We start from the raw sequence: 2,810 nt of genomic DNA on the forward strand, positions 1-2,810 counted from the left end.
GAATGAAAGAGGGAATTCATCCATACGTGAACTGATATGGAGAGAGCCGACTTCCTCTAGGGGGAGATTGTATACTGAAAGCAGGTTGAACCGCTCATCAAGTGATAACTCCCCCTGAAGCTGTCTCCCGAGCACATTCCCTTGGTATGAGAGGCGGGTATAGAGGGGTCCATCGGTGAAAGAAGATGTCAGTTCCTCAAAAGTAAGGGAGGCGCTCAATGAGGAGCGATCTTTCTCATAACGAACTGTTGATGTGAGCGGGGAAGCAGCTTCTATCCCCTCTGAATGCAGGGAGAACGTACTGCTGGAGGACATGCTTGCTGAGGCATTTTCAAGAGCAGCATCTTTCAGTTGTGCATCGCCGGTAATGGATACGGAATCCAGGCGAGCTGTAAGATCTTCTCGTTGGTAGGTTATCTGATTGAGCAATACGGATGCTTCGATATTCCCACCCTCGCTCTGGTACCGGGCATTAAGAATCAGATTGTCACTGTCTAGGGAGAGTGTATCCTGCACAATGAAGGTAAGCGGTTCTCCCTCCTTAGTCGCAGCACCAAGGGAGAGTTGTCCTTCACCCCAGGTCCCTTGCAGTGTGGTTGTTGGGGCATACAATACCATCTGATTGCTGCGCATGATCATTTCGTCAAACGAAAGCGTTGCAAGTTGTGGCCTACCTTGTTCCAGTGATACCGTACCACTGAACTCTGGTATTGAAAAAGATAGGCTTGGTAGTTGTGCATCGACATTTGCTGCAGAGAGGGATAGCAACCCTATATCTGTTGGAAGATTGAAACCTGTGATGGATCCTTGGGCTACAAGGTTTTCCATGCTGCCAGACCCTTGTTGTGTAGTAAGCGTAGAGAGCGATGAGGTAAAGGAAACAGTACCCTCTTTATTGAGATTGAGAATGGTTCCCTCCAGAGCAATATCGGTACTGCCGGTCTGGAGCGATACGCCTCCTGCTCTTGCCTGCAGTGAAGGAAGGCTATCTCCTCTCTGCATCACAAAATTGAAGGCAGCTTGGTGTACATCAGCGGTGAATGTGGAAGTACTAAAGGAGCCTTCCAACGAGTTTGTATTGACTTGGAAGGTATTCTCCTGCAACCAGCGGCTGATGAGATCTGATGATTCATCACCACGCCGTGGGAGTGAAGATGATTCATCGAGTTCTACCTGTACTTCTTCCAGTTCGAGAGACACACGTTTGTTTCCTTGCATGACAGATTGGACAAGCAAGGGAATCCCTCCCCTTATGGTGCCCTCTTCTGCAGAGGCGAGGACCTTTTCATCTTTTTCCAAGGAAGGGTTGAGAATGGTCAGGTCCCTGAGGAATGTACGTTCTATACCGGTTGCGGAGAAGGTAAATGAGCCGCTCTTCTCGAGGGAGGAAATCAAGTAATCGGAAAGATATCGGCTTGGATTGCGCATATCAAGATATACCATCCCCCATAGGGTGAGAATGGCACAACTGACAAGCACGAGTACTGAGATGGCTATGTCCTTCAACGTTGTATGATATCGCACGCCTCTTACACCTTTCTGTACAAGTATAGCCGATAGTGCATGGCTTGGGCACCTCCCTTTTCCAGATTATCTCTCATTAATGCGTGAAAAAACTGATTTACCTTGTGGTGTATTTACCGTACCATAGAGATACGATAGGAGATATGGATATGCCTTCAGTATTGCAGAATTTTGTTGTTTTCGAGGGATTGGATGGAGCTGGTACCACTACTCAGATGCAGTTGCTTGCAGAATACTGTGACCAGAATGACCGCCCTTGCCGTGCAACCTTCGAACCTACCAATAAACCAATCGGACGGCTTGTCCGTTCCGTGCTGAGAAAGCAAATTGTAACAACGCCCTTGTCACTGGCGATGCTCTATGCAGCTGACCGAGAAGACCATCTCAATAATCCGGTTAATGGTCTTATGCGGGACCTGGATGAGGGAAAGCTGGTCATCTGTGACCGCTATTTATACTCTTCCTTGGCGTACCAGAGTGTTGACAGTGATTTTGAGACGATACAGAGGCTCAATGCCTTCCCTTCCCCCCAGTATTTATTCTTCATCGATACTCCGGTTGATGAATGCCTGAGAAGGATCAAGGGAAGAGGGGATCAGGAGGAGTTGTTTGAGCGTCATGAGTTTCTCGAAAAGGTAAAAGAGAACTATGAGCGCATCTTTGAGACACTCGGCAAGGAAGTCACGCTGGTGAGACTTGATGGGCTCCTCCCGAAGGAGGAGATTGCAAGAAACATCCAGGAGATTCTCTTCTAGCGGATGAACATTGCATCCCCGTAGCTGAAAAAGCGATACTCCTTGTCTACGGCATGCTGGTAAGCTCTATCGATGAGGTGTTTTCCTGCAAAGGTAGAGACAAGTACCAGCAATGTTGATTCAGGGGTGTGGAAGTTGGTCAGGAGCTGGTCAACCACTTTCCATTGGTAGGGGGGTCGGATAAAGAGATTTGTCCGCCCTTCTCCACTCTCAAGGCGTTGCTCTGCGCTGTTGAAGGCGCTCTCAAGAGTTCTCACACTGGTTGTCCCTGTAGCTACAATTTTTCTGCCATCCCTATGAGCCTGGGTTATGATGTTTGCAGCTTCCTCACTGATCTCATACCGTTCATAGTGCATTTTATGGTCATCCAGATGCTCTGTTCTGACTGGAAGGAATGTACCCGGTCCAACATGCAGAGTTATGGGGACTATCAAGCAACCCTTTTCCCGTATTGAAGAGAGAATATCCTCAGTGAAGTGAAGCCCCTGGTTTTTATACAAATATGACGTTGTAGACGAATTTAGAGCGGTA

General features: G+C 48.0%; 3 protein-coding genes. 1 reads left to right on the forward strand and 2 read right to left on the reverse strand.

The annotated features are described in order from the left end of the window. Positions 1 to 1,506 (reverse strand): hypothetical protein (locus JF818_RS11510; protein WP_198892150.1); only part of this gene is annotated, 1,506 nt, incomplete at its 3' end. A 167-nt stretch (positions 1,507 to 1,673) separates the two neighbouring features. On the opposite strand from JF818_RS11510, the gene tmk reads away from it, so the two are divergent. After that, complete coding sequence (tmk, locus tag JF818_RS11515; RefSeq protein WP_198892151.1) at positions 1,674 to 2,279, forward strand: dTMP kinase; 606 nt, start codon at positions 1,674 to 1,676, stop codon at positions 2,277 to 2,279. Here tmk and JF818_RS11520 read toward each other — a convergent pair. Next, a partial coding sequence (locus JF818_RS11520) for an S-adenosylmethionine:tRNA ribosyltransferase-isomerase (protein WP_198892152.1) occupies positions 2,276 to 2,810 on the reverse strand: 535 nt, incomplete at its 5' end. The two genes, tmk and JF818_RS11520, sit on opposite strands and share 4 nt — an antisense overlap.

Origin of the sequence: Sphaerochaeta sp. S2 (assembly GCF_016406725.1) — a bacterium.
Lineage (GTDB): Bacteria > Spirochaetota > Spirochaetia > Sphaerochaetales > Sphaerochaetaceae > Sphaerochaeta.